A 26,224-nucleotide genomic window follows, 5' to 3' on the forward strand; every position below is an offset into this window, starting at 1 on the left:
AACGGTTGAGCGATTACACAGTTTCTGCTGATAGAGATCAGTATTCTACTTTATAATCCTTTTTCAACACATCGCCGCTCCATGCTTTCTTGCTTGTCCAATCAGCAGCAGCATCGGTCCAGAATTTATTATCTGCTGGAAGACCGAGCGTTAAAAAGCCAAGGGTTGTTAAATACAAACTCCCGGTTGAAGTATATTGATCGGCCACCATCGGTTGATGTCCGTTAAAGCCCAACACTAACCAACCATTGCGGTCAAAATTCTGGTTACCATCAAACATCTTATGCATAATAGCTGTTAACCCGCAACGCACTTGCGCAGGCGATATATGCGCCGGAAGTTTTTCCATCAATGCTGTTTGTGTTAATATTTGGAAAGCTGCTGTGCGATAAGTAATAGAACGACCAAAGGGAGGAAATGATCCGTCGGGTGCAATAATGCGTTCCTGGAATTCAGCATGACGAACCATACGCTGCAAAGCAAGATCATAATCTTGTTGCTGCGCCATTTTCTTTTGCACAAGTATCTGCAACACATCAACCAGCATGGGATGTATGACAAATGAATTGTAATAGTCCATGCTGAACTTTTCTCCATCACTATACCAACCGTCGCCGACATACCACTCTTTCATTTTGCGTATGGCAATATCGATACGCATAGGATCGTGCTGTTCACCAATGCTTAGTAAAAAACCTTCAGTAAGTGCGCTAAATAATAACCAGTTGCTATAAGCCGGTTTCCTGTTGCGTAATGATTTAAATTCTTCAACAAAACGTTGTTTCGTAACAGCACTCAACGGCTCCCACAATGCTTTCGGTGCACGCAAAAAAGCATGCGCCATAAAAGCCGCATCAACAATTGGCTGGCCTTCTGTTCTGAAATTTAAATAATCGGGATGATTGGGATCAACAGCATTCGCTAATCCCTTCAAGACTTCTTCACGCAATTGTTTGCGCATTTTTCCTTCAGCAGTTTCATCATCAGGTAATGCTAACCAAGGCGCAAGGCCAGCTACTGTTCGCCCAACAGCTTCCAGGTAAGTAACTTTCTTAACAGGTAAATAATAATTCGGGCCTTGCTCCAGGGGAAGATTCTGTTTCAACGTTCCTTTTGCAAGATTGTGCACAACAGGATAAGCGATCTTATACAACGTATTTACCCAAAACGCCCTGTCTTGCTGGCCGGTTACAACAGCAGGAGTTTGTTCTTTTTTCTTCGCTTTCTGCGCAATTGTTTTATTAAACGAAATAAAGGAGAAGAGTATAATTGAAAGAAGCGTAAACTTTTTTTGCATGCAGATGAGTTGAGTGTATAAATACCGGGCTTGAAAATACAGAACTTATTGTTTTCACTTCATGGCCATTCTGCACAGTTCCTTAACTCCCTTAAGTGAAAAATAAAAAGCCCCCATTATGCGGGGGCTCTTATGCTGCTTCAAAATTGTTCTGTTTCTTTGTCCGTTCTCTTAAGGTACAGAAGCGAGCTTTGGTTAATTCATTGGGTCAGGATTCTAACAGGTCTTTAATTGGATTTAAGGATGGATTTCGACTTGGTTTTTCGGTATTGGATTACTATTGGTAGTGCAATGATACCCCACTTAAATTGTCTTTATTACAATTGTTGAGGGTTTGTTTCGAAAATTCGTACTAACCTTGGGCTTCACTAAGTGGTATTACCTATTTGCACGGTTTTAGCTGCTTTCACTTCAAATTATTTTCATTCACATCGCTGTGAACAACTTTTTTTAGAAATGTTTGACAGTTTTTGCAATTTAAAATCCAGATTTACAGCGTTAGATTACTGAAACCCATTCGATGGAACAAACAAAAGAAATAACAGCCCTACTCCACCTCATCGACGATCCTGACGATGAAGTGTATTCACAAGTGAGTGAAAAGATCATTTCATTTGGAAAAGAGATCATTCCCAACCTTGAACATTTATGGGAAACAACTGCTGATGAATATACCCAGGAGCGAATTGAAATGCTAATTCACAGCCTTCATTTCCGTGATCTGCAAATAGATCTGAAAGCATGGGCCAACGATAAAGAACATGACCTGTTTACCGGGGCATTACTTGTAAGCCGCTATCAATACCCCGATCTTAATTTACTTACCTATTACCAGGAACTGGAAAAAATGAGGAGAAATGTGTGGCTTGAACTCAACAGTTTCCTCACTTCGCTGGAGAAAGTAAATGTGCTGAATAATATCCTGTTCAATTATTATAAAATAAAAGGCACGGAGATCAACTACAGTCACCCCGATGATTTCCTGGTTCATAAACTTGTGGAATCAAAAAAGGGGAATGCAATACCCATTGGTGTGTTGGTACTTTCTATGGCAAGCTTGCTCGATATAAATCTTTACATGGTGAATATACCACGGCAGTTTATACTGGCGTATTTCGATGATGATCCGGAAAACAATACGGGGGTTGACTTTCCACCTGAACATATCCAGTTTTATATGGATGGTGCATCGGGCCAGATATTTTCACATAAGGATGTTGAAACTTATTTTAAACGCATCAGCGTATCTCCCACAGCTTCTTATTTCAAACCACTTAATAACAAACGCATCATTCAGCGCATGCTGGAAGAATATGCAAGATGTTTCGATTCAGAAAAAAATGCCTACAAGAAAAACGATCTTCTTTCACTTGCTGCACAATTAAGCGATTCGGATGAATGAGTTGATCACATGGGCTGACTTCGAAAAAGTGAACATTTGCGCTGGAACGGTTATCGATGTAACTGAATTTCCGAATGCGAGAAAACCCGCTTATCAATTAACTATTGATTTTGGAGAGCAAGGCATTAAGCGTTCATCGGCACAAATCACGCATCATTATAAGAAAGAAGAATTGATAGGTAAACAAATTGTTGCTGTCATTAATTTCCCAATAAAGCAAATTGGAAATTTTTTCAGCGAGTGTTTGGTATTAGGTGTGTATGATGAAAACAAAGAAGTGATACTTTTAACGCCCGATAAGAAAGTACAAAACGGAGGTATAATTGGTTGAAGTGTTAACACATATTGTTTATTATCATTCGCCCATCGGCTGCATTTTATTGGAAGCGGAAGATGAACAATTAACGGTTGTGTCGTTTCGGGATGATATTGCTATCACGGAAACCGGAACTACTACATCTGCTGCGCTGCAAACAACCATCAAACAATTAGATGAATACTTTGCTGGAGCTAGAAAACAGTTTGATCTTCCCCTAAGTCCGCAAGGCACCGCATTTCAACAAAAAGTGTGGGATCAATTAATAAAAATACCTTACGCCGAAACGGTAACTTATTTGCATATGGCCAAGCGATTAGGAAATGTAAAAAGCATTCGTGCTGCAGCATCGGCCAATGGAAAAAACCCTATCGGAATTATTATCCCTTGCCATCGTGTAGTTGGTGCCGATGGTAAATTAACTGGCTATGCCGGTGGATTACATCGCAAGCAATGGCTACTTGAGCATGAAGCAAAAATGGCCGGCAAACAATCTTCTCTTTTCTGATTTATTTAAGGTCGGTGCTTGTAAATGAAAGTGGCAACAGCATGGCTGCGTCTGGAATAATGTACACTTTGCCATGCATGCCACCTAATATTAAACGTGTCGGTTGTTTGGTCTTCTCTTTAAACTCCTGTAAAGCCTGCCGGCAAATACCACAGGGCGAAATGGGATGATTACTTTCACCGTTGTTATTGAAGTAGCTTATTGCAATGGTTTCAATAGGTATTTTAGGATATAAAGATGAAACAGATGCCAACACAACACGTTCAGCGCATAGTCCGGCAGGGAAAGATGCATTCTCCTGGTTGCTTCCGGCAATGATCTCTCCATTATTCAGTTTCGCAACAGCACCCACCTGGAAACGGGAATAAGGCGCATACGCATGTTGGGTTACTTCTCTCGCTTCATCAAGTAACCACTTGTCTTCTTCCGGGAGGTCATCAATGGAATCGTACACCTCATACTCGAATTGATACTCGTGTTTATTCATGTTCACTTATTTATACCGAAGCTTTATTCGGCATATTACCTCTCCTTAAACCGTGAATACAACAGTGGATTTAAAAAAGGGTAAAAGACAAAAAATCCCCCGAACATGTCGGAGGATCCATCATAAAAGCTCGGTATCAAATATAAGGTTTTATTTGATTGAACGGAAAATTCGCTTCCATCTTGGGCCACTATCCCAACTAAAGAAAATAAGCGATGCCTTACCAACCACATGATCTTCGGGCACAAAACCCCAATAGCGGCTATCAAGTGAATTATGGCGGTTATCACCCATCAACCAATAATAACTCATCTTAAATGTATAGCTGGTAGCTGGTTGTCCGTTCAACATAAATTTGCCATCACTCATTTCAAAATCGTTATGCTCATACGTGCGAATGACACGTTGATAACGGCTGTAAATTTCAGGTGTGAGTTGAATAGTTGCTCCTTTTTTGGGAATATAAAGCGGACCGAAGTTATCGAGCGTCCATTTGCAATAAACTGTATCGTTCGGAAAAACTTCGCCACCCATGGTTGGACCATTTGCCGAATAAGTAGAAACAAATGGTGCAATTGAATCGATATACGGTAGTTTTTTAAATGCATCTAACTGCTCCTGGGTTAAAAATATCTCGTAGATATTATTGCCCAAGCCCGGTATTTGTGATACTTCACGCAAACTTTCACGAATGCCATATTCTTCTTCCAGCATTGTGTAATCAAGCGGTTGTCCTTTAGTTCTCAAATAATAGTTTGTTTGAACACCGTGAGGTATGTCATTTATTTTGCCATTGATATACACCACTCCGTTTTTAATTTCAAGCGTATCGCCTGCCACTGCAACAGCACGCTTAATAAAATTTTCACGTTTATCAACGGGTCGTGTAATGATGATATCACCATAGTCGTTCCAGATACGATTCCGGTCGCCACCTGCCATTTGAATGGCATCATAATAAGTTACTTTCGATCCAAAATTTACTTCATCGTTAATAACGGTATCACCTACCGGCAAATTAAACACCACCACATCATTACGTTTAACAGGCTTTGCAAACCAACGACGATACGGAAGCTTGATCCACTCGAGGTAAGATTTTGTTTTGATACCCGGAAATGTATGATGTACTAAAGGAAAAGCCAACGGCGTATTGGGCACACGTGTACCATAAGCTGTTTTACTTACGAAAAGGAAATCATTAACCAGCAATGAACGTTCCATTGATGGCGTGGGAATAACATAAGCTTCAAAAATAAACATGCGGATAAGACCGGCCGCTACAATAGCGAAGATGGCCGCATCAACCCATTCACGTATTACCGATTTTTTATGTTTATGTACGATCTCCGCACCAAGATATTTATCGGTACTGTTGTAGCCGATGTAACTGAAATAGAGAATAGGCACAAGAACAGTGAGCGCATGTTCCCAAAAAGCAAACTTGCCAAATGTTTTTACAAAGTCTATCAATATGGCAATGGTGATGAACCAACCCACTATGGGAATAAACTGAAGGAAAAACCAGTAGCGTTTCATGCCCGACAGTTCAACCATGATCCACGTGTTGTAAAAAGGCACAAATGCTTTCCATCCTTCCACACCGGCTTTTTTAAACATGCCATACAAACCAATAGCAGGAAATAAAACCAGGAACAGGTTGATGTAAAAAATCCAAAGAATCTCGTTTAAAGACATGCTCTCTTTTTTTAATGCTCACAAAAGTAAGGGTTTCGGTTTTGCAGCCCGAACCACCCTTGAAATATTCTGGATGTATTAACTCCGCTGCAACTCTTCGGAAATAATACGACTGATCTCTTCTGCTTTATTAAATACCATAAAATGCCCGCCTTTATCAATCACATGATCGGCTTTTATATTTCGCAGCGGAAACAGTTTATCGGCATTTCCATGAATATGTAGGCAATTGGACGGAATTGTTACATTGCTCCAGTTTACAATTTGGTGAATGGCCCATTGGAGATAGACTTTATTAACAGTTTCACGGAAATGGTTGGCCAATTTTTTCTCAGCTTTTGAATGTGTGCCGAGGAAATAATTTTCAATTGGATAGAGTAATGGATGCGGTTTTGGCCTGATGAGTTGGTGCAGTTTCAACTTGCCGGATGTTCGCATCCACCATGGTTCTTCGCTCCTGGTTTTAACAGATGAAATAAGAATGAGCTTTTTTACTATCATCAGTTTCGTGAGTTCAATAGCGAGCATACCGCCAAACGACAAACCAATAATGATCGGTTCTGGTTCGGTAATAAATTGGCTCATCCGTTTGGCATAATCTGCAAACGACTCGTTTGTTTGGGGATCTATCCAGCGGATAAAATGCAGTTCATAGCCCGGCAGCTGAAGACGGGAGAATGCCCGTTCATCAGCTCCTAATCCACTGATGCAATAAATTAATTGGCTCATGCCCTTGGGATCACAAAATTGTAAACGTCTTCTTCAGAGATCACTTTACCTGAAAGGATAACCAAACGTTCCATCACATTCCTGAACTCACGGATGTTTCCGCTCCAGTTATGTTTTTGTAAGGCTTCTACGGCTTTCTTGTCGATACCCTTTTTCGTTTGTCCGTAATCGTCAGCCACCTGTTGCAGAAAATGATCGGCCAATAACGGGATATCTTCTTTTCGTTCGTTCAATGAAGGAACATGAATAATAATAACGCTTAAACGATGGTAAAGATCAAGGCGGAAATTTTTTGCTTCCACTTCTTTCAAAAGGTCTTTGTTTGTTGCTGCTATCACACGCACATCAACCGTAATATCTTTCTCGCCACCAACACGTGTAATCTTGCTTTCCTGTAACGCACGTAGCACTTTCGCTTGTGCCGTTAAGCTCATATCGCCTATTTCATCAAGAAACAATGTACCGCCATTTGCCTGTTCAAACTTTCCTATGCGTTGTTTAATGGCCGATGTAAACGATCCTTTCTCATGACCAAACAATTCACTTTCGATCAACTCACTTGGAATAGCCGCACAGTTCACTTCAATGATGGGCCCACCGGCCCTGTTGCTTTTTTCATGCATCCATCTTGCCACTAATTCTTTACCTGAACCATTTTCACCCGTGATCAATACACGTGCATCGGTTGGCGCCACTTTATCTATTGTGTCTTTGATCTTTTTCAATGCAGTGCTTTCACCGATCATCTCCTGCACTTTGCTCACCTTACGCTTCAGAACCTTTGTTTCGGTAACAAGGGTTTGCTTATCCATAGCATTACGGATAGTAATAAGCAAGCGATTTAAGTCTGGTGGTTTTGCCACGTAATCGAAGGCACCTTTCTTCACCGCTTCTACAGCTGTTTCAATAGTACCATGACCTGAGATCATGATGATGGGAACATCTGGGTTTATCTCTTTTGCTTTCTCTAAAAATTCAAGACCATCTACTTTTGGCATTTTGATATCGCACAACACAACATCATATGCTTTCTCTTTAATTTTTCTAAGCCCTTCATCACCATTCTCTGCATCATCAATTTTATATCCTTCATAAGAGAGGATTTCACCTAAAGTCTTCCTGATTGCTTTCTCATCGTCGATAATTAATATGTGGCTCATTGGTTTAACTTATTCTTTTATGGAATTTTTTTCGAATTGCTTCAAAGCTAACCAAAAACCATGCAAGTATGTGTGCAGCTTCTTTTTTCTTTCTAGTTGTTTGTTTCATTGCAACACCTGCTTTCTCTACAAACGATAGCTTAAACAATAACAGTTTAATTAAGCACGTGAAAGAAATTCCGTTGCCCCATGGTTATGAAAGAGTATACTTACCCAAAAACGATTTCGGTAATTTTTTGCGTGATCAACCCCTACGAACCGACAAGACTGTTTATCTCTTCAATGGTCAGAAGAAACACAATCAATCAGCTCAATATGCTGTCCTAAATATTTCGATAGGTAACAAAGATCTTTAACAATGTGCCGATGCAGTAATGCGCCTGCGTGCTGAGTTTTTGAAGCAACAGCAACAGTCAATTTGCTTTTCGGATGATACTGGTAAGAAATATTGTTGGGATCAATTCAAAAACCGGGGATGGCAAGCCTACCTCGAAACTGTGTTTGGCATGTGCGGCACTCTTTCACTTGAAAAAGAGTTGAAACAAAAAGAGTGGACCAATTTAACGGCAGGTGATGTGCTCATCAAGGGCGAATCTCCGGGGCATGCAATAATTGTGATGGACTTTGCACGCCACAAATCCTCCGGCGAGCTTATCTTCCTGCTGGCCCAAAGTTACATGCCCGCCCAAGACATTCATGTGCTGCAAAATTTTAGTGATAAACATCTAAGCCCATGGTATCGAATATCTTCAGCTGAAACAATAGCAACCCCTGAATGGACATTCTACGCAACCGAGCTACGTACCTGGCGTTAGTGCAGCTTCGGTAATTACCGAAAGAAAATAGAGGTTTTCTCCGATTGTTTTTGATTTGGATGATGATTACTTTTGATACGTACCAAAACCAATCCCTATGAAGTTGAGTTCAATTTCTACGCAGCCGGCCTGGAAGATTGCTGTAAAAATTTCAGCATTAGGCCTTTCACTGGTTTTCATCACTTACGGTTTCGTTTGGTTACTTCTAAGTACCCTTCGGCTTTTTGTTGAAGGACTTATGCCGTAATGAGCCTTGCTTCCACTTTTTAGTATTTCCGCAATGCGGCTGACTCTCCCATGTTCCGAAAAAAAAGAAAGCCGGATAGAAATCCAGCTTCGTTTAAAATCCAATATCCTATGAAAAACCGTGGCAAATATGCTGCAATTCTTTTGAATAAAAAATTAAACGGGCATTTATTTGTGCCTTAATGCAAAAAGCCGATCAAACTGACCGGCTTTAAAGCATTTATTTAGAATTCATTACTTCTTCATGTACATTACTTCCTTAACCAGCTTCACTGTACGTGGTACATCGGGAAGATATCCGCCCACTAATGTTGGCGCATAATGCATAGGTGCATCAGCACTTGTGATTCGACGGATGGGTGCATCGAGATAGTCAAACCCTTCTTTCTGAATGCGATAGGCAATTTCAGATGAAATTGAAGCGAAAGGCCACTGTTCTTCCACAATCACCAGGCGATTTGTTTTCTTCACGCTTTCAAGGATTGTGAACCAATCCAATGGACGGATGGTACGCAGATCGATCACTTCAGCTTCAATACCTTCTTTTGCCAATTCTTCCGCAGCATTAAGAGCTACTTTCATCATCTTATTGTAAGAAACAATTGTAACATCACGACCTGGACGCTTTACATCTGCCTTGCCAATTTCAACAAGGTATTCACCTTCCGGTACATCGCCTTTATCGCCATAACACACCTCACATTCCATGAAAACAACCGGGTCGTTATCACGAATAGCAGCTTTTAATAGGCCCTTTGCATCATATGGATTAGAAGGAGAAATCACTTTCAAACCAGGAATATTGGCATAATAGCTTTCAAAAGCCGTTGAATGCTGAGCACCCAACTGACCGGCAGAACCATTTGGTCCACGGAAAACGATCGGACAACCTACTTGTCCACCGCTCATTGCAAGCATTTTGGAAGCAGTATTAAGGATCTGGTCCAATGCTAATGCAGCAAAGTTCCAGGTCATAAATTCAACTATCGGACGTAAACCATTCTGTGCAGCACCAACTGCAACAGCAGCAAATCCAAGTTCAGAAATGGGCGTGTCAATTACACGTTTTTCACCAAACTCATCAAGCATACCCTGGCTAACTTTGTAGGCTCCGTTGTATTCTGCAACTTCTTCACCCAGCAAAAACACTTTCTCATCTCTGCGCATTTCTTCCTGCATTGCTTCCCGCAGGGCTTCACGCATGGCAATTGTTCTCATTGACATAGATTGTTTTTAACCCCGATAGTTCTCGGGAGCGCAAATTTATTGATAGAAGGCCAAAAACCCAAAACTGATTCAGCCAACAAAATCAACATGGTTATATGCAAATTCTCACCTTACTTTATCGTTCTTAAATTCATTTTGATTGAAAACGATTCTTGTATTTGGCGCAGGTAAATCTGCAACAGTTTTAATTGATTATCTGAAAACAACTGTTAGCGAAAAGAACTGGAAACTGGTAGTAGCAGATGCTAATGTTGAACAAGCCAATGCAAAGCTGGCGAATGCTACTAACACCGAAGCAATTGGAGTAAATGTAACGGATGCAGATGAACTCAGAATGCTTATTGAGTCGGCTGACATTGTAATTTCCCTATTACCTCCCTTCCTGCATATACACGTGCTGAAAGATTGTGTGGCCCTAGGGAGAAACCTGTTAAACGCATCGTATGTTGATGATGCTATTAAAAATCTTGAAGCAGAGATAAAAAGTAAAGAATTATTGTTTCTATGTGAGATGGGGCTTGATCCCGGAATTGACCATATGAGCGCCATGCAATTGTTTGATGAAATAAGAGCACAAGGCGGAACTATCACTTCATTTAAATCTCACTGTGGCGGATTGGTTGCTCCCGAAAGTGATGACAACCCCTGGCATTATAAAATAAGCTGGAATCCACGCAATATTGTAATGGCCGGATCGGCCGGTGCAGCTTACAAAGAAAATAATCAACTTGTACAAAGAACCTACAACGAGGTTTTTGAAAACTGTAAGGAAATTAAGATGGATGATCTGCCCGCATTTGCCTGGTATCCCAACCGTGATTCGTTAAGTTATATGCCGCTGTATGGATTAGAAAACTGCAGCACCTTTATTCGAACGACATTGCGTTATGCTGATTTTTGCAAAGGCTGGGATGTAATGGTTGATCTTGATCTTACCAATGAAACTGATGAAGCCCTTGTAAGTAAATGCAAAACGTACAATGATTGGTTTACACTAAAGCTTCGGCAAATTGAAGGGAAAGATTTAAGTCTGCGCATGTATCTTGAATTATATGTAAAAGAAGCTGATCATGACATTATTCTTGAGCAATTTTCATTTTTAGAATTAGAAAAAGAAGATGCTTTGCCTGTAACGGTAAAATGCAGCGCTGATATTCTGCAGCATAAAATTGAACAAAAACTTGCATTGCAACCCCATGACAAAGACATGATTGTTATGCTTCATGAAATAGAATACGAGCTGAATACGGAAACAAAAACAATCAATAGCAGTTTAGTGGTGAAAGGTGAAGACAACCTGCGAACAGCTATGGCAAAAACAGTAGGTTTGCCGCTGGGCATTGCAGCAAAACTGATACTCGAAGAAAAAATAAAATTGAAAGGACTGCACATACCAACACATAGAGAAATTTATGGCCCGGTGCTTGAAGAGTTAAAACAGAATAATATAATTTTTAAGGAATATAGAAATTGATATGCAATATAAAATTGCTTTGGATGATGCGGTTGCTCAATTGCAAAGTGAAAAAACGCTTCCGTTTGTTGAATTGATGAAACACGGAACTATGCGTGTTGAATATTTTGCACCACTTATTAAAGACACGCAACAACCGCACAGCCAGGATGAAATTTATCTCATTGCATCAGGCACCAGCCGCTTTTTCATAAACGGAACTGATTGTAATTGCAAAACCGGCGACCTGCTGTTTGTTCCTGCAGGCATAGAACATCACTTCGAAGATTTCAGTGCAGATTTTGCAACATGGGTAATATTCTATGGCACAGAAGGTGGAGAAAAATTATAGTTAAAAGCAAACTTTACTTTACATCTACCAGAAAACTTCCAAGGTCAACTACATCACCCTCTCCCATTCTGAATTGCTGTAAGTCTTCAATACTTAGTTCTTCCAACACTTTGGTAGTATAAACCGGCTGACCATTTTTCATAATCATAAAATAAAAATCTGGTCTTGCTTCATTAAATGCCGCATCGTTAACGAATGCATCATGAGCAAATGCAATGCGAATATGGCCACTCGCATCTAACCTGCTTTCGCCTAAAAAATCATCATCTGCAATATCACGGTCGTATAACCTAACGGTGTAGTCTTCGCCATATAAAGGAGCATCATCTCCCTTTTCAATAAAACGGGCGGTCACTACCAAGTCGGGTTCTCTATTAAGTGTAAAATCGCTCATAGTATAAACTTTGTTTGGGTAAACAATGTGGTGAATACAGTATTTTTACACGGTTACTTAATTCCATGCCGCATGAAAGCGCCATATTATAAATATACTTTCTTTTTACAATTACTTCTTTGCTTTTTTCTGCTTTCGGTTAACAGTAACTGCAATAGAAAACAGGCATTGACTGCTTCCTCAAATAAAGAAAAAACAACAACTAATAACCCACAGGTAATTTACTTTATAATTGAATCAGTCATCGATTCGGTTACAGGTAATCCGACAATGAAAATTATTCAACAGCGATTAACAAATGGGAATATTGACAACTGGAATGAGATTGAATTAAAACCCGGTAATTGGCAAATTTCACTGTTAAATGAAAAGGGCAAACGAATAGATTCCATCACCCTCAACGATCCACATATTCAGGATGTTGAGCTGCCAAACGATAGGAATGAATTTGAAACAAGAAAAATTCAGTTGGTGCAAACGGAAATCCCTGTGCGATTTAATTATTCCTCATCAATAAGAGAAATTGAAGTGGTTGAACTATTGGATGATAAAAAGTCGAAACTGTTATTTCGAACCCGGCTAATTTTCTAAAAGTAACTATACAAAAAAGCACAATGCTTTTCATTGTGCTTATACTATCATAATCAAGTTTAATTTAGTTGCTTAAGAATTAATCATCCAGCTTCAATACCGCTAAGAATGCTTCCTGCGGTACTTCAACGTTACCGATCTGGCGCATGCGTTTTTTACCTTCTTTCTGCTTTTCAAGAAGCTTACGTTTACGGCTGATATCACCACCATAACATTTTGCAGTAACATCTTTACGCATGGCACTTATGGTTTCACGGGCAACAACCTTTGCACCAATAGCCGCCTGTATAGCGATCTGGAACTGCTGACGGGGAACTAACTCCTTCAGCTTTTCGCAAAGCTTACGGCCAAAATCCTGTGCACGGCTGCGGTGGATCAGTGCACTTAATGCATCCACTTTATCACCATTCAACAGCACATCCATTTTAATGATATCAGCATCACGGTAACCAATCGGATGATAATCGAATGATGCATAACCACGGGTTTGTGATTTCAGTTTATCATAAAAATCAAACACGATCTCTGTCAACGGCATTTCAAAAATCAACTCAACACGGGTTGGTGTTAAATAACTTTGGTTGATGAGGATACCACGCTTGCCCAAACAAAGCGTCATGATATTACCAATATAATCGGGCTTGGTGATGATCTGTGCTTTAATGAAAGGCTCTTCAATCCTGTCCATTGCCGTTGGTTCAGGCATTTGAGTAGGATTGTTCACCTGTATCTTTTCACCACGAGTAGTGTAGGCAATAAAACTCACGTTGGGTACAGTAGTAATTACTGTTTGGTTGTACTCTCTTTCCAAACGCTCCTGGATAATTTCCATGTGCAGCAAACCGAGAAAGCCGCAACGGAAACCAAAGCCAAGCGCTTGGGATGTTTCCAGTTCAAAGGTGAGTGAAGCATCGTTCAACTGCAGTTTATCCATGCAATCACGTAGCTCTTCAAAGTCTTCAGTAACTACAGGGAATATACCGGCAAATACCATCGGCTTCACTTCCTGGAAACCTTTAATTGGCTCTTGTGTGGGGTTCGATGCCAGTGTAATAGTATCCCCCACTTTCACCTCTTTTGCATTTTTTACGCCGGTAATGATATAACCTACGTCACCACAAGTCACTTCTTTTTTCTCCGTCATCTTCAGTTTCAAAATGCCGATCTCGGTGGCTTCATATTCCTGGTCGGTACTAACAAACTTCACCTTATCTCCTTTGCGGATCTTTCCGTTGAGGATTCTGTAATACACGATCACACCACGAAAACTGTTGAACACACTATCAAAGATGAGCGCCTGCAATGGTTCATCGGGCTTACCTACAGGAGCAGGAATACGGGTTACAATGGCTTCTAATATCTCTTCAATGCCAATGCCTGCACGGCCACTGGCTAATAATATCTCTTCTGGTTTACAACCGATCAATTCAACGATCTGGTCTTTCACTTCCTCGATCATCGCACCATCCATATCAATTTTGTTGATTACGGGAATGATCTCGAGGTCGTTGTCAATAGCGAGGTAAAGATTTGAAATTGTTTGCGCCTGGATACCTTGTGCCGCATCAACCAGTAACAAAGCACCTTCACAGGCTGCAAGAGCACGACTCACTTCATAGCTAAAATCCACATGACCGGGAGTATCGATGAGGTTCAGGATGTATTCCTGGCCATCTTTGTGTTTATAGTTGATCTGGATCGCATGACTTTTAATCGTGATGCCTTTTTCACGCTCAAGATCCATGTCGTCCAACACCTGGTCCATCATATCACGGTCGCTGATGGTGCCGGTACTTTGTAATAAACGATCTGCCAAGGTACTTTTTCCGTGGTCGATATGCGCAATGATGCAAAAATTTCTGATATTCTTCATTAATTCTCCTTCAATTTCAAGGCGGCAAAGATAGGTGAATTAGGCGTGCGGAAAGCGATGCATCAGAGGTGGGGATAAAGACAAGAAAGCCGATTTGGTAGCGGGTTGTTGAGCATTGTGGAGCAGCAGTTGCGTCGCACTCTTGTACTATTGTACGGCAAGTCACCTTCCTGCCTTCAGTGGCTCAGGGATAAATCTGCATTATCTTTTTTTTAGAACTAAAGATTCAAGCAATCCTCTTAACATTACATGAATGAAACTTCAATTCAGCTTCAAATATTTCATTGGCTTCGTTGTTCTTCTAGTCACAGAAATTATCATCGCCCTTTATTTAAACGATCCCATCATCCGGCCCTATATAGGAGACCTTTTGGTGGTAATTCTAATTTACTGTTTTATCAAGTCTTTCTTTGCAGCTTCTATCATAAAAACGGCAATTGCTGTTTTACTCATTGCTTTTGCAGTTGAAGCTTCGCAATATTTCAACCTTGTGCAGAAACTGGGCTTGCAGGATTCAAAAGTTGCCCGCCTCATCCTCGGCTCCTCTTTTGAATGGAAAGATATACTTGCCTATACCGGTGGCATTGCGTTGATACTAGCTGCAGAATGGATAAAAAAAGGTAATGCAACTTTTAACTGAATCGCCGAAAATTTCTATCTTCCTTAAAACTTGCCATTCATGAACCCAACCCAACCACAGGATGTATTTCTGCACATCTCCACGTTAAAGCAACAGGGCTTCAACAGTGAAGAAATTCTTAAACGATTACTTGAAAAAGGGTTGGCTGGCGATGCAGCACAACAATATTTTAACGAATGGAAAAAGAACCGGCTTGAAAAAAAACGCAATGCGGCGTTTATTTACTGTGGCATTGGTGTGTTCCTGTTAACAACCGGTTTCTTATTTGCCGTACTTCAATTTACCAATAACAACGATTTCAACTTTGCTTTATACGGTCTTACCATTATTGGAATCATTTTGGTTTTTAAAGGCCTGATCGATCTTATGAGTTAAATACCCCCCACTGCAGACTTTATGTAGCGATTGCTCCTTATCTTCCGGCCTTTCAAAAAAATCACATCAGCATGAGAAGCGTTTTATTAACTACCGCCCTGTTTCTGTTCGCATTTGCACAGGCACAAAAGATGTCCATTGTTACAAAAGATGATCAGTTAAAGACACTGGCTTCAACTTCTATTCAGTCGAACTACGAGCAATACAAAACCATGGCTTTGCAGATTTGGGATTACGCCGAAGTGGGTTATAAAGAAGTGAAGAGTAGCGCACTATTGCAACAAACCTTAAAAGAAAATGGCTTTAATGTAGAAGCCGGTGTTGCAGGCATACCAACTGCATTTGTTGCCACATACGGCAGCGGTTCACCTGTTATCGCTATTCTTGCTGAGTTTGATGCGTTACCAGGATTATCACAAACAAACGCACCTGAAAAAATAAGCGCAGGCAAAGATGCAGGTCATGCATGCGGACATCATTTGTTTGGAGTCGCATCAGTGGCATCAGGTATCGCCATTAAAAAACTAATTGAAGAAAAAAAGTTCACCGGCACTATTAAAGTATTTGGTTGCCCTGCAGAAGAAGGCGGCAGTGGTAAAGTGTATTTGGTGAGAGCGGGATTATTTAAAGATGTTGATGTGGCTATTCACTGGCATCCCGGTAATGATAATAGTGTAACCATGACAAGTGCTTTGGCAAATATGAGTGCTAAATTTCGTTTCCGTGGAATTTCTGCGCATGCAGCAGCATCACCTGAACGGGGTCGCTCTGCATTGGATGGTGTTGAAGCAATGAACAATATGGTAAACATGATGCGTGAACATATTCCACAGGAAACACGCATTCATTATGTAATTACAAACGGAGGGAAAGCACCAAACGTTATTCCTGATTATGCAGAAGTGTATTACTATGTACGTCACCCAAAACGTGACCAGGTGCAAAGCATTTTCAATCGTGTTGTAAATGCGGCGAACGGTGCAGGACTTGGCACAGAAACAAAAATGGAATTTGAAATGATAGGCGGCACGCACGATCTGTTATTGAACAGAACCCTTGCCGAAGTAATGCAAAAGAATTTATACAAAACAGGCGGTGTGCAATACACATCTGCTGAAGTTGAATTTGCTAATAAAATTCAAACAACATTTGGTTTCCCTGCTCCTCCTGTTGCCAATGCCAGCGTTGTAAAACCATTGAAAATAGAAATGGATGCTGGAGGTGGCAGCACTGATGTGGGCGATGTGAGCTATGCTGTACCAACTGTTGGTTTACGCTCTGCAACATGGGTGCCTGGAACAGCTGCACACAGCTGGCAGGCAGTTGCATGTGGTGGCACAGAGATTGGCACAAAAGGAATGATGGTATCGGCCAAGACAATGGCGATGACTGCAATTGATTTATTTCTTCACCCGGAATTGATTGAAAAAGCTAAAGTAGAATTTAAACAACAGCTTGGTACTTATCAATACAAAGCATTATTGGGTGATCGTAAGCCTGCGCTGAATTACAGGGACTAACCAAACTATGCCATACCTGTTTTACTTTCTGATTGAATAAAACACGTATATAGGAATGGCATACTTATCTACATCTCATTCTCGACATTCATTTATCTTGCGGCCTTTTAGTTAATTGTCGTTCATGTTTACATTCACTGATTCAAGTCTTGAGGCACTTTCCGTACATTATATCGAAAAGGAAGGTCAAACGGTTTTAACAGAAGAAGGTTTTTCATTGGCAGATGCTGACCTGCGTGACCTGCTGAGCAAATTCTTTTTATCTGCTTTTAAAGATGAACAGCAATACCAGTTTGCACATGAAACGGATTTGAAGTACAACGAAATGTATGCCTACTGCAAAGCCATATTTCAAAAGCCGAATAATTTACATGAACAATCTATAGCCATTGCAAAACATCTTGCAGCTGCCAGCTCACATCCGGGAATAAAACCGGGCGAATTATTTACAGCTTATTTTAAAAATCTGCAGTTCGATAATAATATTGTTGACGGAATCATTCTCATTAAAGCAGAAAACAAAAAAGATTTTCTCCTTGTTGACCTTATGCGGGATCAACTTGAAATACGATCGCAGCAAGGACTAGATCCTAATAAAGCCGATAAAGCCTGTGTAATACTTAATACAGAATTACAAGATGGTTATCGTTTGTTCCTGACCGATCATACCAACAAAGGCAACGAAGCAATTTACTGGAAAGAAAATTTTTTGAACGTAAAAGAATGTGCTGACAGTTTTGCATTCACTAAAAACTTTTTATCCGTTGCAAAAGAATTTATAGTGAACAATATGCCAGCTTCCTTTGAAACTTCTAAGGCCGACCAGGCGGGATTGCTCAACAAATCGGTTGCCTACTTTAAAGAGAACGAAAATTTTAATATCAATAATTTCCAGGAAGCAGTATTTCAGGAACCGGAACTAATCGAATCTTTTCAGCAGTTCGGATCAAGTTACCTGCACGAACATAATATTGAAATTGCTGACTCTTTTACCATCTCCGCTTCTGCGGTAAAAAAACAGGCAAGGGTATTTAAAAGTGTAATAAAGCTTGATCGTAATTTTCATATTTACATTCATGGCAACAGGGAGTTGATTGAGCAAGGCTATGATGAGATAACAGGAAAAAGATTTTATAAAATTTACTTCGACGAGGAAATGTAAATTTACAGGTCGTAAAATTCTTTGTATGATTTCAAAAGCCACTTTAGAAGATATTCCACAAATTGTTGCTTTACTCAACAGTGCTTACCGTGGTGAAAGTTCGAAACAAGGTTGGACGACAGAAGCCGATCTTATTGCTGGCGACCAACGAACAGATATGGCCTCTGTTAACAAAGTGATGAACGAACCCGGCAGCGTTATCCTGAAATATACCGATGAAAAAAATAAGATCATTGGAACTGTAAACCTGCAGGAACATGACCGTGGTTTATATCTTGGAATGTTTGCTGTTTCACCAGCATTGCAAGGCGGCGGCATCGGTAAACAACTATTAAAAGCTGCTGATGGGTATGCAAAAGAAGTTGGTGTTGCAACTATTTATATGTCGGTAGTATCAGTTCGCAAAGAATTAATCGATTGGTACAAGCGGCACGGTTATTCCGAAACAGGTGAGCGTAAAGCCTTTGAACAGGATGAGGTTACAGGTAAGCACCTGCAAAAGCTCGAATTCATAATTTTGGAAAAAAATATTTAGGAGATTCACCTATTTTCGTAAAAACTTACAACTTATGGATCTACATCAACAATTTGAACAGGCAGTGGCCGACAGTAAAGAACTCAGCGAAAAACCAAGCAACGACACACTGCTGCAACTTTATTCACTGTACAAGCAAGCCAGCGAAGGTGATGTAAATGTTGACGCTCCTACCAATCCCTTTGATTTTGTTGCCAAAGCCAAATACGAAGCATGGGAAGCAATAAAAGGCAAGAGCAAAGAAACGGCTATGCATGAATATGTTGAACTTGTTGCAAAATTGAAATCCTGATTTATTTTTTAGCGAGCATTTCCTGGTACCAATCCTGCAATTGTTTACCGATAGTATTTTGATTAAAATGATTAGCTGCCGATGCAGCTATTTCTTTTTTATTATAGTTTGTTTTTTGTTGAAGAAAATCATGCATGGCATTTGTTAAGGCATTTATATCGCCCGGGGCTATTAATACTCCGTTTGTTGAATTGACCAATTCTGAAATACCGCCCACATTGGATGAAATAACGGGAAGTCCACAACATAAAGCTTCGTTGATAACACAAGGCAGATTTTCATAATGACTAAAATGAACAAGCGCATCGGCCGAACGAACACATGCAGCAACTTCGTTGTAGGATAACGCCCCTCTCCAGCTGACATTCTCAGCAACACCAATTCGCACAGCCAACTCTACATTTTCCTTTAATACAGGACCAACAAACAACATTTCCCAATCAGCTGTTTTCTTTTTTAATAAAGCAAGTGCCTGCAAAATTCCCTGCACATTTTTCAAAGGATGCATCATTGACACGTGAATAAACCGTTTAATCCTATTGGTGATTTCTGACGGATAAAAAACATTTGTATCAACAACGTTGCGTATTAGTTTGGTTTGTTTGATCGTGAACAACGAATTCAGACGCTGAAGTAACCAATTAGAAACAGAGCTTACCGCCAATGCTTCTTCAAATGTTCTTTTTGTAACAAAGCGGAAATAGCTGCTACGGCTGAAATAGTTTTCCGGTATATGTTGAAAGTAGGCGGAACTGTGCTCAGTAACGACAAATGGAATTTCGTATTCCTTTCCAATTCTTATAGCAATTCCTCCAGCTTTTACGGGAACATGAACATGAATAAGGTCGGGTTTGCCATTATTATCTAAATAATCTTTGATCAGTTTTTTATAAAAAGTTTGATACTGATTATTAAATAGGATTTTTTGCCAAAATGCAATAGTTGTTTTTGGCAAGGGCATGAAATAAACGGATGAATGTAATTGATCTTTTCTATTTTCTTCTTTTCTCAGAGTAAGTTCACCTTTAAGGAAATTGACATTCTGCACTACATGTATCACATCAACTTTTGTGTGCAATGATAAAGCCTTTGCCTGCCGTTCAATAAAATCACCATCAAAAGGATCAGTAGAATGCGGATACCAGCTGCAAAGCCATAATACTTTCATGAAGCTTCCGATTTACGTGAAGATATTTTTTCTGTCAACAGTTTATAAAAAAGCTGCCGGTCTTTTTTCCGAAAGAATAAAAAATCAGCGAAGCTGCTATTATATTCTTTACGATGCATCAGCAAAATAAAACTCATGTAACAGATATAACCAACACTGCTCACCACTGCAGCTCCCCTGATTCCAAAATAAGGGATCACCAGCATATCACCTCCTACGATAATGACCAATGCAAGGAGATTCCCTTTGAAATTTACGCTTAGTACTTTTTTACCGCTGTAGTAAGCTGCGAGCAAATGAATAACCGAATAAGAAAGGATTGCAGGCACCAGTAAAACAAACGGCCAGTACATATTATTAAATGTTTCGCCAAACACAAACGGGAACAACCAGTAACCACACAGAACCAAACCTGCGCAGGCAATACAGTAAAATAAGATCAGTCCACGTGACATTAATTGCATTTTTTCATTCATCTCCTCCCTCCTTCCCGATGCTGTCATCGGGAAAACAACCGCAGCAAGAATTGACGGAACAATAAAAAATAATTGGGCCAGTTTACATGCCTGTATATAATTGCCCAGGTCGGCATCGTTTGCAACAAATTTATTCACAAACCAATAATCAATCCTGTACATTAAAAAAGTCATTGAGTTTGTAACCACGGCAATGAATGCAAAAGATGTGAATGGCTTTACAAGCTCAGCAGGAATTCGTTTCAGATCACCCACTTTAAAATAACGAACAAGAAAAGCAATCATCAACAACAAACCCTGTGCAAAAAAACCAAGAAAATAAAGCTGCACATACTTTTCATTGCTGATCAAACTACTCATCCATTCATTATTCGGTACAAAAACAATCAGAAATAAGTTAACTGCCACCAATAACAGGTTAGGCAATACAAAATCCATTTTTGCGTAAAACAAAGAAATAAAAAAACTGATGAGTAAATTTCCAGTTAAAAAAGCCACAGCAGACAGATGGAAACCTTCCAATTGCAACAACCCTTCTTTTGGGACTTCCAGGGTACGTATAATGAACCAACCAGGCAACATGATAAGTACAGTCCATAAAATGGAAATAGAAGCCAGCTGTGTTTCATTTAATTTTTGTTGCGAAAGGTAGTAGCCCATCGGTGCTTCCAAACAAAGGCTGATGATGATGAGCGTAAAAGCAAGAAGGTTTATAATGTAGTAGATCTGACCGCTGCCATCCGATTGAAAGTGTCTTGCCACCAGGACATTGAGTAACATCACCGAAAGAAAGTAAAACCCACGCCATAAAATACTCTTGGAAAGTGCAGTAGCAAGTTTCATATTCAGGATAGTCAGTTTCAAATATATAGCGAATAGGTTGTACAAAAAACAATATTTGCCCTTTAACAACTGCGGCAAATCTGCGATGCATTCATTTCTGTAGTTTTACTGATATTTGACTCATGGTATCATCCCGAAGCCGCCATAATCGTAAGGCAACAGAAAATAAAGAAACCGGGCTTAGCGTAAACAGCAAGCAAAGCGGGGGTCGCTTTTTTCAAAAAGATGGCCGACCCAATGTTCGTTTCCGTGGTATCTCTCTCCTGCAGCGTTTCAGTGTTTTTCAATACATGCTTAAAATCCCATCGTGGAAATTTATCTTATTCATCGCAATCGCTTATACAGTGGTGAATCTATTTTTTGCATGCGTTTATTTTTTTGTAGGTGTGCATCACTTGGGTGGTATGGAAGAAATAACTGTGCTTGGTAAGTTTTGGGAAGCTTTTTTCTTTAGTACGCAAACACTTTCAACAGTTGGCTACGGACACGTATTCCCCGATTCACTTACATCAAACACTATTGCGGCAATAGAATCGTTCATGGGAATTTTAATGCTTGCCTTAGCAACGGGCTTGATCTATGGTCGGTTTTCGCAACCAAAAGCATATATTAAATACAGTAGCATTGCTTTGTTCTCTCCCTTTAAAGATGGCTATGCATTAATGTTTCGCTTTGCTCCATTTAAACAACATTTCTTAACAGATGTTGAAGTAAAAGTTACCTGCGTTATGCGATATACAGAAAATGACAACGAACGCAGGAATACTTTTTACAATCTTAACCTCGAATTGTCAAGAGCAAACTCATTAGCCAGCAACTGGACGATTGTGCATGTAATAAATGAGAACAGCCCGCTTTACCAACTTACAAGAAAAGAAATTGAAGAAGCTGAAACGGAGATACTTGCCTTTGTAAAAGGCTATGATGAAGAATATGCGAACACAGTGGTAAGCAGAAGTTCATACGTTGCCAGCGAATTTATTTACGGAGCGAAATTTAATATGATGTACGAGGCCAGCGAAGATAAAAGCACAACTTTGCTGCATATGGATAAGATAGATAGTTATCACGAAGAAAAATTACCTGTAAGCATTTAAGATGAAGACAGAAATAGGTGCAGACATATCAACAGCAGCTGACTATCTTTCAAATGGCGAATTGGTTGCAATACCTACTGAAACAGTGTACGGGCTTGCAGCAAACGCTTTACATGAAGATGCGGTATTAAAAATTTACGCAGCAAAGAACCGACCGCAGTTTAATCCGTTGATCATGCACGTGGCATCATTTGAACAGGCAAAGGAATATATTAAAGATATCCCTGCAGAAGCGGAACAATTAGCTACCGCTTTTTGGCCTGGCCCACTAACCATTTTGTTCAACAAAAAAGAAAACGTTCCTGATCTTGTAACAGCAGGTAGTAAAAGAGTGGCTATTCGTGTGCCTAATCATGCATTGACATTGAAACTACTTTCTCAACTCACATTCCCGGTTGCAGCACCTAGTGCAAACCCTTCAGGTTATGTAAGTCCAACAACTTCGGTACATGTGCTCGAAGGTTTGGATGGAAAAATTCCCTATATACTTGATGGTGGCGCATGCGGTGTGGGAGTTGAATCGACAATTGTTGGATGGAATGAAGAAGATGAATTAGAATTATATCGTTTAGGTGGTATTGCTGTCGAACAGATTGAACATATCATCGGCAAGAAAATCAGGCATCATAAAAAGATTACTGATAATCCAACAGCGCCCGGACAATTAAAAAGTCATTATGCAACGCACACAGCTTTGTATTTAGGAAATACAGTTGAACTGCAACAACAATTTGCAGGCAAAAAAATTATTCTTATCAATTTTAAAGAATATTCCCCGACTGTTAAAAAGGAACATCAGTTTGTTTTATCAACCGATGGCAATGCCAATGAAGCAGCAAAAAATCTTTTTCGTGTGTTACGTGAAGCCGATAATCTTGATGCAGATGTAATACTAGCCGAATTATTGCCTGATGAGGGTTTGGGAAAAGCAGTGAACGATCGGTTAGAAAGAGCACAGCATAGCATGAAAAGTTGATTTAATGCAAACTTGTTCCGTCAAACCAAGGCGTCAGGCGAAACGAATTAATATAAAACTTAGAACTTATTCACTCTTCACTTTCTCATCGGCGATCAAACTATCTTCATCCCAACCAAAATCTTTTACCAAGTGGAGTTGCTTGGTATCGGCTTTGATGATCTCTTCTAACTCTTCAATATATTCTCTTGCCTGGTTGATGTATTCCTTTTCATTATCTCGCAATTTTGAAAGATCTTTTAGCTTCTGTTCATCATAACGAAAAAATGTTCGTGCTGCGCGTTGGGCCGTATAAGAACGATGCCCTAATAATTTCATCGCATCGACTCCCATGCGCAACGACGTATCAATCGTTTCACGATAAATGTGCAGGATACCTGCATTCATCTGGTCGTATGTATCTTCCCTCGTACTGCTGCGCACCAGCATTTGCAAATCGGGAAAATGTTTTTTGATTGTATCAATCATTTGTAATCGTTTCTCCGCATCATCTACAGCAATAATGATCATCTTGGCTTCTGCTGCACCTGCTGCCAATAAAATATCATAACGACTTGCATCGCCATAATAAACTTTAAAGCCCATCTTGCGCAAAAACTCAACACGATTACTGTCGATATCCAATACCGTTGTATTTACACCATGTGCACGTAAAAAACGCCCGATCGTATTTCCAAAATGACCAAAGCCTGCAATGATCACCGGATTTTTTTCACTTACTGTATCAGCTTGCTTTTCTGATTCATTTAGCGCCAAACGCTTATCAATAAACGGAAGCACAATTTTTTCATTCAGGAAAAAAGCAATGGGTGTAAGTGCCATGCTGATAGCTGTCACCGCCATTAATATCTCTACATATTGGCGTTCAACAATACCTTCCGACAATGAAAAACTAAGCAGCACAAATGCAAACTCTCCTACTTGCGATAAAGAAGAAGAAAAAATAATATTCTGATCAACACGGAGTTTAAAAATTTTACCCAGTACTAACAGCACAACTGCTTTTACAAACATCAATGCCAATACCAGCCCTAAGATCAACACGGGCTGATTCATGATCAATTCAAAATTGATAGATGCACCAACAGCAATAAAAAACAAACCAAGCAACAATCCTTTAAATGGTTCGATATCGCTTTCAAGCTCATGTTTGTATTCACTGTTTGCAAGCACTACGCCGCTAAGAAATGTGCCCAATGCCGGGCTCAATCCCACTGTTGACATAAGCACAGCAATTCCGACAACCAACAGCAATGCTGTGGCTGTAAACATTTCACGCAACTGCGTGGAAGCTACCAAACGAAAAATTGGCGGAATAATATAACGTCCGGCAATGATAATTGATATGACAGCACCGGAAACAATTAAAGCACGCATCCAGCCGCTATGACTTTCGATCCAGGCTTCGGCATCATGTGTTGATACTTCGTTGTTGGTGAGTCCCGCAATTGCAAGCAGCGGAAATAACGCTAGCATTGGAATTACTGCAATATCCTGGAAAAGCAAAACAGCAAAGGCGCTTCGCCCGGCTGTTGTTCGATCGATTCCTTTTTCAGCCAGAGTTTGCAAAACCAACGCTGTTGAACTTAATGCCAATGCCATACCTATAGCCAGGCATGATTGCCACGGCAATTCAAGAAATAAAGCAATGCCAGAAATAATAATGGAAGTAATAAGTACCTGCAAGCCACCTAACCCCAGTATTGCTTTCCGCAATTTCCAAAGCAATGCTGGCTCCAGTTCCAGTCCAATGAGAAATAACATCATTACTACTCCGAACTCAGCAGAGTGCATTAGGTCCTGCCCTTCCGTTCCGATAAATTGTAATACTGTTGGACCAATTAAAATACCCGCAAGTAAATAGCCAAGTACAGAGCCAAGGCCTAAACGCTTTGCAAGAGGCACCATAATAACAGCGGCGGCCAAATAAACCATAGCCTGGAAAAGAAATGAATTATTGTCCATGGCTTATGATTGAATTGCGTTAGGAATAGGAACAAGATCGTTCATATAAATACAGCTTTCAATTTCCGGCTTGCTGATTCGGTCTTGCGTGAGAGCAATCAACATTTGTTCATATTGCAACGCATGCAAATCCATATCGGTTTCGGGTAAACGATGCGTGCCATGTATTACAAACGGCGGAAGATAATCAACATCGCACAAATAAGCAGTTTGTTGAAACGGCAACATATAATCTGCAAGTGAATATTTATTTCTTCCTTCAGAACTGTATGAATTTTTAGAACCGCCGGCAGAGATCGCATGCATAAATTTTTTGCCGGCAAGTGCCCTTCCACCTGTACCATAAGCCCACCCATGTTCAAGCACAAGATCCTGCCATTGTTTAATAATTGCCGGCGAACTGTACCAATAAAACGGATGTTGAAAGATCACTACATCATGCTGCAACAGTAAACGTTGTTCATAAGGCACATCGATATCAAAATCGGGATAACGCTCATACAGATCATGAAAACGTATATCAGGCGATCTTGGAATGTGTTCCACAAGCCTTTTGTGCACTCTTGATTTTTCCATTGCAGGATGTGCAAAGAGAATTAGAACTTTTGCCATAGCAACGGTGTTTTA

Annotated in this window: 28 protein-coding genes; 16 read left to right on the forward strand and 12 right to left on the reverse strand. The window is 40.1% G+C overall.

Annotation, left to right across the window (positions count from 1 at the left end):
* Positions 1-37: 37 nt before the first annotated feature.
* Positions 38-1,297 (reverse strand): DUF2264 domain-containing protein, encoded by a 1,260-nt coding sequence (locus tag ACO1QW_RS10805; RefSeq protein ID WP_486258386.1) that lies wholly within the window; start codon positions 1,295-1,297, stop codon positions 38-40.
* A 520-nt stretch (positions 1,298-1,817) separates the two neighbouring features.
* Here ACO1QW_RS10805 and ACO1QW_RS10810 point away from each other — a divergent pair.
* The 3 genes from ACO1QW_RS10810 to ACO1QW_RS10820 are packed head-to-tail and all read left to right on the forward strand — an operon-like array spanning position 1,818 to position 3,523.
* Complete coding sequence (locus ACO1QW_RS10810) at positions 1,818-2,699, forward strand: transglutaminase family protein (RefSeq protein WP_486258388.1); 882 nt, start codon at positions 1,818-1,820, stop codon at positions 2,697-2,699.
* Entirely contained in the window at positions 2,692-3,030 is a 339-nt protein-coding gene (locus ACO1QW_RS10815; protein WP_486258390.1) for a tRNA-binding protein, read from the forward strand. Before ACO1QW_RS10810 ends, ACO1QW_RS10815 begins: the two co-directional genes overlap by 8 nt.
* Position 3,031: 1 nt before the next feature.
* Positions 3,032-3,523, forward strand: a complete 492-nt coding sequence (locus tag ACO1QW_RS10820) for a methylated-DNA--[protein]-cysteine S-methyltransferase (RefSeq protein ID WP_486258922.1) — start codon at positions 3,032-3,034, stop codon at positions 3,521-3,523.
* A 1-nt stretch (position 3,524) separates the two neighbouring features.
* Here the strand turns inward: ACO1QW_RS10820 and ACO1QW_RS10825 are convergent, their stop codons facing one another.
* The 4 genes from ACO1QW_RS10825 to ACO1QW_RS10840 form a co-directional block, all read right to left on the reverse strand.
* A complete protein-coding gene (locus ACO1QW_RS10825; RefSeq protein ID WP_486258392.1) occupies positions 3,525-4,010 on the reverse strand; it encodes a cytidine deaminase in 486 nt (161 codons plus the stop codon).
* Between the two features lie 150 nt (positions 4,011-4,160).
* Positions 4,161-5,708, reverse strand: coding sequence for a S26 family signal peptidase (locus ACO1QW_RS10830; protein WP_486258394.1), 1,548 nt, complete (start codon positions 5,706-5,708; stop codon positions 4,161-4,163).
* Between the two features lie 78 nt (positions 5,709-5,786).
* Complete coding sequence (locus ACO1QW_RS10835; RefSeq protein ID WP_486258395.1) at positions 5,787-6,437, reverse strand: alpha/beta fold hydrolase; 651 nt, start codon at positions 6,435-6,437, stop codon at positions 5,787-5,789.
* Positions 6,434-7,597 carry a sigma-54-dependent transcriptional regulator gene (locus tag ACO1QW_RS10840; RefSeq protein WP_486258397.1) on the reverse strand — a complete coding sequence of 388 codons (1,164 nt, stop codon included), beginning with the start codon at positions 7,595-7,597 and terminating at the stop codon, positions 6,434-6,436. The genes ACO1QW_RS10835 and ACO1QW_RS10840 overlap by 4 nt, the downstream gene beginning before the upstream one ends.
* Positions 7,598-7,665: 68 nt before the next feature.
* Between ACO1QW_RS10840 and ACO1QW_RS10845 the strand changes: the two genes are divergently transcribed.
* Together ACO1QW_RS10845 and ACO1QW_RS10850 are read left to right on the forward strand one after the other, a co-directional pair.
* Positions 7,666-7,953 (forward strand): DUF4846 domain-containing protein, encoded by a 288-nt coding sequence (locus ACO1QW_RS10845; protein WP_486258399.1) that lies wholly within the window; start codon positions 7,666-7,668, stop codon positions 7,951-7,953.
* An 18-nt stretch (positions 7,954-7,971) separates the two neighbouring features.
* Positions 7,972-8,412, forward strand: a complete 441-nt coding sequence (locus tag ACO1QW_RS10850) for a DUF4846 domain-containing protein (RefSeq protein WP_486258401.1) — start codon at positions 7,972-7,974, stop codon at positions 8,410-8,412.
* A 480-nt stretch (positions 8,413-8,892) separates the two neighbouring features.
* On the opposite strand, the gene ACO1QW_RS10855 is transcribed toward ACO1QW_RS10850, so the two are convergent.
* Entirely contained in the window at positions 8,893-9,882 is a 990-nt protein-coding gene (locus tag ACO1QW_RS10855; RefSeq protein WP_486258403.1) for a pyruvate dehydrogenase complex E1 component subunit beta, read from the reverse strand.
* Positions 9,883-10,024: 142 nt separating this feature from the next.
* Here ACO1QW_RS10855 and ACO1QW_RS10860 point away from each other — a divergent pair, with 142 nt between their 5' ends.
* Together ACO1QW_RS10860 and ACO1QW_RS10865 are read left to right on the forward strand one after the other, a co-directional pair.
* A complete protein-coding gene (locus ACO1QW_RS10860) occupies positions 10,025-11,359 on the forward strand; it encodes a saccharopine dehydrogenase C-terminal domain-containing protein (RefSeq protein ID WP_486258404.1) in 1,335 nt (444 codons plus the stop codon).
* Position 11,360: 1 nt separating this feature from the next.
* Positions 11,361-11,690, forward strand: a complete 330-nt coding sequence (locus tag ACO1QW_RS10865; RefSeq protein WP_486258406.1) for a cupin domain-containing protein — start codon at positions 11,361-11,363, stop codon at positions 11,688-11,690.
* Positions 11,691-11,703: 13 nt separating this feature from the next.
* Here the strand turns inward: ACO1QW_RS10865 and ACO1QW_RS10870 are convergent, their stop codons facing one another.
* Complete coding sequence (locus tag ACO1QW_RS10870) at positions 11,704-12,084, reverse strand: hypothetical protein (protein ID WP_486258408.1); 381 nt, start codon at positions 12,082-12,084, stop codon at positions 11,704-11,706.
* 72 nt (positions 12,085-12,156) lie between these two features.
* On the opposite strand from ACO1QW_RS10870, the gene ACO1QW_RS10875 reads away from it, so the two are divergent.
* Positions 12,157-12,675: a hypothetical protein gene (locus tag ACO1QW_RS10875; protein ID WP_486258410.1), complete on the forward strand. Its 519-nt coding sequence runs from the start codon at positions 12,157-12,159 to the stop codon at positions 12,673-12,675.
* Between the two features lie 79 nt (positions 12,676-12,754).
* On the opposite strand, the gene lepA is transcribed toward ACO1QW_RS10875, so the two are convergent.
* On the reverse strand, positions 12,755-14,548 hold the full coding sequence (gene lepA / locus ACO1QW_RS10880; protein ID WP_486258412.1) for a translation elongation factor 4: 1,794 nt from the start codon (positions 14,546-14,548) through the stop codon (positions 12,755-12,757).
* Positions 14,549-14,801: 253 nt separating this feature from the next.
* On the opposite strand from lepA, the gene ACO1QW_RS10885 reads away from it, so the two are divergent.
* The 6 genes from ACO1QW_RS10885 to ACO1QW_RS10910 all read left to right on the forward strand — a co-directional run bounded on the left by ACO1QW_RS10885 (position 14,802) and on the right by ACO1QW_RS10910 (position 19,072).
* The gene (locus ACO1QW_RS10885; RefSeq protein ID WP_486258414.1) at positions 14,802-15,188 is read left to right on the forward strand and encodes a ribosomal maturation YjgA family protein; all 387 of its coding nucleotides are present in this window, start codon (positions 14,802-14,804) and stop codon (positions 15,186-15,188) included.
* 39 nt (positions 15,189-15,227) lie between these two features.
* Positions 15,228-15,563 (forward strand): hypothetical protein, encoded by a 336-nt coding sequence (locus tag ACO1QW_RS10890; RefSeq protein WP_486258416.1) that lies wholly within the window; start codon positions 15,228-15,230, stop codon positions 15,561-15,563.
* 71 nt (positions 15,564-15,634) lie between these two features.
* On the forward strand, positions 15,635-17,083 hold the full coding sequence (locus ACO1QW_RS10895; protein WP_486258418.1) for an amidohydrolase: 1,449 nt from the start codon (positions 15,635-15,637) through the stop codon (positions 17,081-17,083).
* A gap of 124 nt (positions 17,084-17,207) precedes the next feature.
* Complete coding sequence (locus ACO1QW_RS10900; protein ID WP_486258420.1) at positions 17,208-18,245, forward strand: nucleoid-associated protein; 1,038 nt, start codon at positions 17,208-17,210, stop codon at positions 18,243-18,245.
* A 25-nt stretch (positions 18,246-18,270) separates the two neighbouring features.
* Complete coding sequence (locus ACO1QW_RS10905; RefSeq protein ID WP_486258422.1) at positions 18,271-18,780, forward strand: GNAT family N-acetyltransferase; 510 nt, start codon at positions 18,271-18,273, stop codon at positions 18,778-18,780.
* Positions 18,781-18,814: 34 nt separating this feature from the next.
* Positions 18,815-19,072: an acyl-CoA-binding protein gene (locus tag ACO1QW_RS10910; RefSeq protein WP_486258424.1), complete on the forward strand. Its 258-nt coding sequence runs from the start codon at positions 18,815-18,817 to the stop codon at positions 19,070-19,072.
* Position 19,073: 1 nt separating this feature from the next.
* Here the strand turns inward: ACO1QW_RS10910 and ACO1QW_RS10915 are convergent, their stop codons facing one another.
* Positions 19,074-20,240 (reverse strand): glycosyltransferase, encoded by a 1,167-nt coding sequence (locus tag ACO1QW_RS10915; RefSeq protein WP_486258425.1) that lies wholly within the window; start codon positions 20,238-20,240, stop codon positions 19,074-19,076.
* Entirely contained in the window at positions 20,237-21,559 is a 1,323-nt protein-coding gene (locus ACO1QW_RS10920; RefSeq protein ID WP_486258427.1) for a lipopolysaccharide biosynthesis protein, read from the reverse strand. The genes ACO1QW_RS10915 and ACO1QW_RS10920 overlap by 4 nt, the downstream gene beginning before the upstream one ends.
* Before the next feature lie 122 nt (positions 21,560-21,681).
* Here ACO1QW_RS10920 and ACO1QW_RS10925 point away from each other — a divergent pair, with 122 nt between their 5' ends.
* Positions 21,682-22,656 (forward strand): ion channel, encoded by a 975-nt coding sequence (locus tag ACO1QW_RS10925; protein ID WP_486258428.1) that lies wholly within the window; start codon positions 21,682-21,684, stop codon positions 22,654-22,656.
* A 1-nt stretch (position 22,657) separates the two neighbouring features.
* Positions 22,658-23,632, forward strand: a complete 975-nt coding sequence (locus ACO1QW_RS10930; protein ID WP_486258430.1) for an L-threonylcarbamoyladenylate synthase — start codon at positions 22,658-22,660, stop codon at positions 23,630-23,632.
* A gap of 66 nt (positions 23,633-23,698) precedes the next feature.
* Here ACO1QW_RS10930 and ACO1QW_RS10935 read toward each other — a convergent pair whose 3' ends face one another.
* Both ACO1QW_RS10935 and kefF read right to left on the reverse strand, forming a co-directional pair.
* Entirely contained in the window at positions 23,699-25,597 is a 1,899-nt protein-coding gene (locus tag ACO1QW_RS10935; RefSeq protein ID WP_486258431.1) for a monovalent cation:proton antiporter-2 (CPA2) family protein, read from the reverse strand.
* A 3-nt stretch (positions 25,598-25,600) separates the two neighbouring features.
* Positions 25,601-26,209, reverse strand: a complete 609-nt coding sequence (kefF, locus tag ACO1QW_RS10940; protein ID WP_486258432.1) for a glutathione-regulated potassium-efflux system oxidoreductase KefF — start codon at positions 26,207-26,209, stop codon at positions 25,601-25,603.
* Between the last annotated feature and the right edge of the window lie 15 nt (positions 26,210-26,224).

This window comes from Lacibacter sp. (assembly GCF_057361365.1).